Raw genomic sequence first — 7,641 nt, forward strand, 5'->3', positions numbered from 1 at the left:
TTAAATTTATTTATTTATCGCGATAATATTTAATGTAAAGAGCGCGTCAGGTCTCCCTGATATACCATGCATACGGACACAAATCCAACCCTCCTCATCACCGGTGGGGCTGGATTCATCGGCTCACATCTCACGACGGAACTGCTACAGCACGGCTATCATGTCCGGATCCTTGACAACCTGACGCCGCAGGTGCACGGTCCAGACAGGCAGCCTCCCGGCCATCTTGATGGGCGGGCCGAAGTCCTCGTCGGGGATATACGTGACCCACAGCATCTGCAGGAGGCCCTGGAGGGGGTGGATGCCGTCATCCATCTTGCGGCGGTCGTTGGAGAACGGCCGAGCATGTGCCGGATTGAGAAGTATACGAGCGTCAACACCATCGGGACAGCCGTCCTCCTCGAGGCCTTGCTCGACCATCCCATCGAGCGGCTCATCGTCGCCTCAAGCTCTGCCGTCTACGGAGAAGGCCTGTACTGTTCGTACAACGGCACCGTCTACCCGAAGATCAGGCGCTCGCCCAAGGATATTGCAAAGGGAAACTGGGAACCCCGGAGCCCTGACGGCGAAGTGATCTATCCCCTTCCCACACCGGAGACGAAAGAAGCATCACCACTCTCGATCTATGCCGTCTCCAAGTACAACCAGGAGGAGATGTGCAGGATGATCGGCGAGGCATACGGCATTCCGACGACCATCCTCAGACTCTTTCCCGTCTATGGACCGCATCAGGGTTATGCCAGCCCGTACTCCGGCATGCTGACCGAATATGCATCCCGTCTCCTCCAGGGGCTTCCTGTGCGCCTCTTTGAGGATGGATACCAGCAGCGCGACTTTGTGAGCGTTTACGACGCGGCACGCGCCTTCCGCCTGGCCCTGGAGTCGCCAGGAGCTGCCTATGAGACGTTCAACATAGGGAGCGGCCGCCCTCATACGTTCCGGACCGTCGTCGACCTCCTTGCAACGATAACCGGACGAGAGTACCTTGCGCCCGAGATCATGGGGACCGCCCGGGTCGGTGACGTCCGCCACTGCTTTGCAGATATCAGCCGTGCCCGGGAGGCCCTCGGCTACGAGCCGAAGGTCTCCCTTGAGGAGGGGCTGCTCGATCTCGTCGCCTGGGTTCGAGGAGAGATTGCAGGCCTGCAAAGGCCCAAGCTGCACCTCAAGACTCCGGCGTCATCGCGCCTCCACGTTTGAAGGCTGCCCGGGGCCCAACCATTATTTTCCCGGCAGTTGTACTTTCTCTAAATCATGCATCTCAGTCTTAGGACCTGGGAAGTACGGCTCGGGATCATCCTGGTTGCTTCTTCGGTCGTGATATACGTCGTAAAAGACCTCCTGCTCGGAGATCCCCAGAATACCTACCAGTATATCTTCAACGCCCTCGGTTTTCTACCGATCAATGTCCTTCTTGTGACGCTCATCTTAAACCAGCTTTTAAGCATTCGGGCCAAACGCGAACGGTTGGAGAAGATGAATATGGTCATCGGGGCATTCTTTTCGGAGGTCGGCTCCGGACTCCTCACCTCCCTCTCGGAACACGACCGAGATCTAGAGGAGATAAGGCAGGAACTCATCGTAACGGAGGCCTGGACGCCGGAGAGGTTCTCGCGCGTGCGCGACCGTCTTCGCAGCCATCGTTGCAACCTTTCCGTCGGGGCCGCGAATCTTGAAGAACTCTGCCGTTACCTTACAGAGCGGCGTGGATTCCTTCTGCGGCTGCTTGAGAACCCTGTCCTCCTGGAGCACGAGTCATTCACCAACCTCCTCCGGGCTGTATTCCACCTGACCGAGGAACTCGAACGCCGGGGCGACTTTTCCGCTCTCCCACAGACCGATATTGCCCACCTCACCGTGGACATCAAGCGGGCATACAGCCTGCTCATAGGAGAATGGCTCAATTACATGGAATACCTCCAGAAGAACTATCCCTACCTCTTCTCGCTTGCCGTGCGTTCAAACCCCTTCGATAAGACAGCGTCGCCGATTGTGCGGTAAGGGTACCATGATGGACGTGAGGGGCGAAGGTTGCCGCCCATTCCTTTTTGCGTCCTTTGCTGCCCCGCAGCCCTCATGCCCCTCTTCCCCGGAGGCACAATCTATATACCCGCAACCGCGGTACGCCACACTCGAATACCATGAGCGAATACTCGGTACTGATCGGCGGCAAGGCCGGCGAAGGAATCAACACGGCAGGCCTCTCCATTGCCCGCCTCTTCTCACGGCTCGGATACCGCACCTACATGTATTTCGATTACCCATCGCTCATCCGCGGCGGGCATAACTTCGCGATCATCCGCGCTTCGGATAAGGCAATCGGAGCACACCGTACCCGGGTCGATATCCTTCTCGCCTTCGACCAGAACGGCATTGAGACCCACCGGGAACGGATCCACGAAGGCACGACAGTCATCTACGACGCCTCTCAGGTGGCAAAAGGGATAGGCCAGGGCCTCCCGCTCGATAGAATAATCGAAGAGGAGAAAGCGCCCCCGATCACCAAGAACTCCGCGATGCTCGGTGCCCTCGCGCGGACGGCGGGCATCGGCCGAGAGGTCCTTGAGGATGTCCTCCGCGCCGCCGTCCCGGAAAAGCACCTGGAGGCAAACCTCCGGGTCGCCGGCCGGGGCTACGATGCCGTGGAAACCGTCTTCTCCGTCGAACCGCTCGGTGCTCCGACGCTTCCCGTCCTGACCGGAAACGAGGTCACGGGGCTTGGGCTCGTCCACGGCGGGCTAGATACCTATATCGCCTACCCGATGACCCCGACGTCAAACCTCCTCCACTTCCTTGCGGAACGGGCGGAGGACCTCTCTATCAAGGTCCTCCACCCGGAAAACGAGATCAGCGTCGTCATGATGGCCCTTGGCCTTGCCTACGCCGGAAAGAAGGCTGCGGTCGGTACATCTGGCGGCGGGTTCTGCCTGATGACCGAGGGGCTCTCCCTTGCCGGGATGGCGGAACTCCCGGTGACGATCGTGATGGGGCAACGCCCCGGCCCGAGCACAGGCCTCCCCACCTACACTGCCCAGACCGAACTCCACTTTATCCTGAACGCAGGCCAGGGAGAGTTCCCCCGACTCGTCGTCGCTCCGGGCGACCTCGATGAAGCCTACGTCTGGTCGGCGACCGCTCTGATGCTCTCATGGAAGTATCAGGTGCCTTCTATTATCTTGACCGACAAGACGCTCGCGGAAGGCGCCTTCTCCTTCGATATCGATGCCGTCGTCCCGCACCCGGACCAGGAACCACTGCTCTGGGATGGAAATGGAGAGTACAGCCGCTATGCACTGACCGAGGAGGGGGTATCGCCGCTTGCCTTCCCGGGGCGGGAGGGCGCGGTCGTGAAGGTGAACAGTTACGCCCACGACGAGGCCGGGTTCACCACGGAAGCGCCTGATCAGACACGGAGACTGAGGGAGAAGATGCTCAAGAAGGGTGCAAGTCTCTCGGCGGAACTGGGCGCCTACCCGGTCGTGAGGACATACGGCGCACGCGACGCCGGGAAAACGATCATCTGCTGGGGATCGGAGAAGTGGGCGTGCATCGAGGCTGCCGAGGCCTTCGAGGCTCGGGTCGTCCAGCCGCTGGTGCTCGCCCCGTTCCCCGTCCGCGCCTGGAAGGAGGCGATGATCGGGGCGGGGAAGGTCGTCTGCGTCGAGAATAACGCCACCGGCCAGCTCGCACGATTACTCAGGCAGCATGGGTTCGACCCGGGGAGATCGATCCTGAAGTACGACGGGCGGCCGTTTGCGGTTGATGAACTCGAGGCGCGCCTTGCGGAGGTCTTTGTATGAAACCAAAACAGCCTGCGGGAAAGACGGCAGGGGAACTCATCACCCCGGTCCAGAACACCTGGTGCCCCGGGTGCGGCAACTTCTCGATCCAGCATATGATGAAGTCGGCAATCGCCGAGCTCTCGGAGGAGGAAGGGATACCTCTCGAGAACTTCGTCCTCCTCGGCGGGATCGGATGTCACGGTAAACTGGTCGACTACTTGGGCGTCAACAGTTTCTACGGCATCCACGGCCGCTCGATCCCGGCGGCCACCGGGATACGGATGGCAAATCCGGACTTAAAGGTCATCTGTCACGTCGGGGACGGGGATATCTACGCCGAGGGGCTCGACCACCTCATCTTCGCAGCCAAACGAAACAGCGACATCACGGTCATCGTCCACAACAACCGGGTCTACGGGCTGACGACAGGGCAGTACACACCGACATCGCCCACCGGGTTTAAAGGGCGCTCCACCCCCGGCGGGATCACGGAGCATCCCATAAACCCGCTAGAGGTGATGCTCGCCGCCGGGGCGACCCACATCGCGCGTGGCTACACAAAGAAGGTCCAGCACCTAAAAGGCCTCTTCAAAGAAGCGATCATGCACAGGGGGTTCTCGTTCGTCGACGTTCTCCAGATCTGCGCGACCTACTTCAATCTGACCGATTACTACAACAAGCACACCTACGAACTGCGGGAGGGGGATGTCGATACGGGGCGGTTCGAGAGCGCTCTTGCAAAGATACGTGAGTGGAACTACGACCGGGAAGCGCCTATCGCACTCGGGACGTTTTATTCGGCGAAAAAACCCATCTACGAGGAGCATTTTCAGGCGCTCACTGCCGGGAGGCCCGATAAGAGAGAACTCATCCGAAGGCTGCTCGAGGAATGGCGTTGAAAACTCAGTATTTCGCTAAAATAACAGAAGCAACTTTGCATCAGAAGGGTCTTGCGGAAAGCACCGCACGGTTCAGGGCCGGCCGCGTGCCCCAGGATGAGGAGGACGGTCCTTCCCCACCCCATTCCATCACGCACCCCGATCGTTCACCAGATCCCCGAGGGCCTTCTGGATATCTATCCAGATGACGAGGTCTTTCTCGCCCTTCTTCTCCCGGTCAAGCCCGTCGCTGCCCTGAAGTTTGATGATCCCCTTCATGTAGGCCTGGCTTGAGATGGCTGCGTCCAGCCGTTCGACGTCCGTCTCCGCGACCTGGATGACGCTAAGGACGTCGTCGACGACGATCCCGACCTTCGACCCGCCGGAGGCCTCGGGAGCCAGAACGATGATCTTCTGATTCTCGGTCCTCTCCTGTTCGGAGAGGCACAGCAGCTGACTGAGGTTGATGATGTTGGTGATCTCGCCCCGGAGGTTCATGATCCCTTCGAGGTAGGGCGGTGCTCTCGGCACCGGCGTGATCGGCATCATCTCGACGATCTCCTGCGCGAGGTGGATGTCGAGGGCATACAGTGATCCCCCGACTTGGAACTCAACAACACCTATGGTCGCCATTCTCCACACCCCGCTCTAGAAGGAGAACCGCTGCATGGTTGCCTTGAGATTGCCTGCCATGTCGTTGAGTTCGTGCGCGGCGCTCCCGATCTCCTCGGTCGAAGCGCTCGTCTCTTCAGAGAGAGACGCCAGGTTCTCCACCTGCGCCTGGGTCTCTTTGATCAGGCGGGTTCCTTCGTCCATCGCCTCGACAACGCGGTTCCCGACGTTCGCCTGGTTCTCGATAGCCCGGGCGATCTCACCCACATCGCCGCTGACCGTCTCCGCCCCGGAGACGATCTTCTTCAGTTCGGCGATCGTGCGGTTGACGCTCTCGACGCCTTCCTCGATCTCCGCGTAGACCTGCTCCATGTTCGTTGCGGTCCTATTGCTGTTCGCAACGATCGAGGCGATAAGGTCTTCGATGTTGTGGCTCGCCTTCTTGGACTCTCCGGCAAGGTTGCGGATCTCGCCTGCGACGACCGCGAACCCGCGGCCGTGCTCCCCGGCCCGGGCGGCCTCGATCGCGGCGTTGAGCGCGAGGAGGTTGGTCTGGTTGGCGATGTCGTTGATGAGTTTCACGATCTTGCCGATCTCGGCCATCTGTCCGTTGAGCCTGACGATCTCTTCCATGCTCTGCCGGGAGATCTCCTCAACGGCAGCCATCTTCTGTTTGGTGGCCTCTCCAAGTTCCAGACCCCTTTTCCGATCCGGGCCGTTTCATTGCTCACAGAGAGCACTTCCTGCACAGTGCTCGCAATCTCCTCGTTGGAGGCGGAGAGATCCGCCATCTGGTTCCCGATGCCCTCGATCTCTTTGAGCACCTGCCTTGAGAAGTCTGCACACTTCTGGCTCGTCACCGCCACCTGTTCGGCCGCCTTTGCAATCTCGTCGGAACTCTTGCTCGTCTCCTGCGTGCTGCTCTCGAGCTGGGCGATAGCCTCTTTTACCATCTTGAAGGGAACGACGATGGTATCCAGGGTCTCGTTGATCCCCTCCACGATCTTGCGATACTCCCCTTCGTGCTGTGTTGCATCGGCACGCACGCCGAGCTGCCCATTCTGGACCGCACGAGTCAGCATCTCAGTCTCGGTAACCAGGGTATGGAGGGCCTCCAAAGTGCGCAGACCGGCCGGGGCAAGCCGATCCTGCTCAGAACGGCGGCCGATTTTCGCAAGCGCTTCGCGGTCGGAGAGGTCACCATGACTGATCCGTTCAAAGACATCGGCGACGCGGTTGACCTGGTCTATGACCCGATTGATGGCCGTCGCGACCTCCGCATAGGTTCCCTGATACTGGCCGGTCATCCGCACTGTGTAGTCATTGACGGCCATCCGCTGGAGGACACCATTCGCCTCGGTAAGCGGCGTGACGACCGCGTCCAGCGTGGCGTTGAGACCCTCGATGATTGTGCGGAACTCACCCTCGTGCCGCGTGGCGTCGGCCCGGACCTGCAGGCGCCCGTCCTGCGCTGCCTGCTCCAGCAGTTCGGCATCCTCGATCATTGCACCCAGTCTGTCGCGGACACTCGTGAGGCTCTCCATGATCTTGACGAAACTCCGCCGAACGTCCTCGGTGTACCGGTCCGCAGGGGCGATATTGGTGTCAAAGTCCAGGTTCCCCGCCGCAAGCCGGCTCAGGTTGCCGGCAAGCCGCTGGACCTCGCCCTCCATGTACCTGGAGGCTTTGACCATAACCGAGATATCCTGCACGATCTCGACGTGGCCGACGTTCTCGCCCCGGGCATTCTTGATGTAGGAGACGTCGACCTGGAAGTTGCCGCCGTTCTGCTCGAAGAGCGTCTGGTGCTGCCCGCGCCGGAGGCAGGCGATGCCGCAGTTAGGGGTCTTGCAGATGTTTGCCTGCCACTCGCTGCACTGCCGGCCCATGAGCTCCGCCCTCGTCCGCCCGAGGAAGGTTTCCGTGGCCCTGTTGACGAACGTCCAGTTCATCTCAAGATCGGTGACCGAGATGGGGAATGGGACCGCGTCAAGGATCGACTCATACCAGGCGGCAGTATCCGCAGCCGCATTCTTCTCCGCGGTGACGTCCACAAATTGCATGTGCACTCTCTTGACGTTGCCGGCGGCGTCAAGCAGAGGAATGCTCCAGGTCTTGAGGAACAGGATGCCCTTCGGGCACCGGATCTTCAACTCGCTGGAGATGGGGCGTTTCTCGCGCACGGCGTCGGCGACGCTCTTGCCATTCAGGTCGAGGATGTCAATGTCCTTGATGTTCAGGTGCAGGGCCTCTTCGCGGCTCCATCCGAAAAGTTCGAGCGCCTCATCGTTGAGATCGAGGACGTTGAGGCCGACGTCGGTGAGGACCATGGGAAGGGGGTTCTTCAGGAGGACCGTCCGGGCATCGGC

7 protein-coding genes are annotated in these 7,641 nt (G+C 60.2%); 4 read left to right on the forward strand and 3 right to left on the reverse strand.

Going from position 1 to position 7,641, the window contains the following annotated elements; translation table 11 throughout:
• Positions 1–66: 66 nt before the first annotated feature.
• The 4 genes from ACI94_RS10210 to ACI94_RS10225 all read left to right on the forward strand — a co-directional run bounded on the left by ACI94_RS10210 (position 67) and on the right by ACI94_RS10225 (position 4,681).
• A complete protein-coding gene (locus ACI94_RS10210; RefSeq protein ID WP_273259105.1) occupies positions 67–1,200 on the forward strand; it encodes an NAD(P)-dependent oxidoreductase in 1,134 nt (377 codons plus the stop codon).
• 54 nt (positions 1,201–1,254) lie between these two features.
• On the forward strand, positions 1,255–2,001 hold the full coding sequence (locus ACI94_RS10215; protein ID WP_066956377.1) for a hypothetical protein: 747 nt from the start codon (positions 1,255–1,257) through the stop codon (positions 1,999–2,001).
• A 140-nt stretch (positions 2,002–2,141) separates the two neighbouring features.
• Positions 2,142–3,800, forward strand: coding sequence for a 2-oxoacid:acceptor oxidoreductase subunit alpha (locus tag ACI94_RS10220; protein WP_066956374.1), 1,659 nt, complete (start codon positions 2,142–2,144; stop codon positions 3,798–3,800).
• Positions 3,797–4,681, forward strand: a complete 885-nt coding sequence (locus tag ACI94_RS10225; protein WP_066956371.1) for a thiamine pyrophosphate-dependent enzyme — start codon at positions 3,797–3,799, stop codon at positions 4,679–4,681. The genes ACI94_RS10220 and ACI94_RS10225 overlap by 4 nt, the downstream gene beginning before the upstream one ends.
• A gap of 129 nt (positions 4,682–4,810) precedes the next feature.
• Here ACI94_RS10225 and ACI94_RS10230 read toward each other — a convergent pair whose 3' ends face one another.
• The 3 genes from ACI94_RS10230 to ACI94_RS10240 all read right to left on the reverse strand — a co-directional run.
• Positions 4,811–5,293, reverse strand: coding sequence for a chemotaxis protein CheW (locus tag ACI94_RS10230; RefSeq protein WP_066956369.1), 483 nt, complete (start codon positions 5,291–5,293; stop codon positions 4,811–4,813).
• Positions 5,294–5,308: 15 nt separating this feature from the next.
• On the reverse strand, positions 5,309–5,905 hold the full coding sequence (locus ACI94_RS10235; protein WP_286681392.1) for a methyl-accepting chemotaxis protein: 597 nt from the start codon (positions 5,903–5,905) through the stop codon (positions 5,309–5,311).
• On the reverse strand, positions 5,851–7,641 hold a 1,791-nt coding region (locus ACI94_RS10240), incomplete at its 5' end, for a PAS domain S-box protein (protein ID WP_286681393.1). The genes ACI94_RS10240 and ACI94_RS10235, both read right to left, overlap by 55 nt.

The sequence above is a fragment of the Methanoculleus sp. DTU007 genome, from assembly GCF_001512385.1.
Taxonomy (GTDB): domain Archaea; phylum Halobacteriota; class Methanomicrobia; order Methanomicrobiales; family Methanoculleaceae; genus Methanoculleus; species Methanoculleus thermophilus.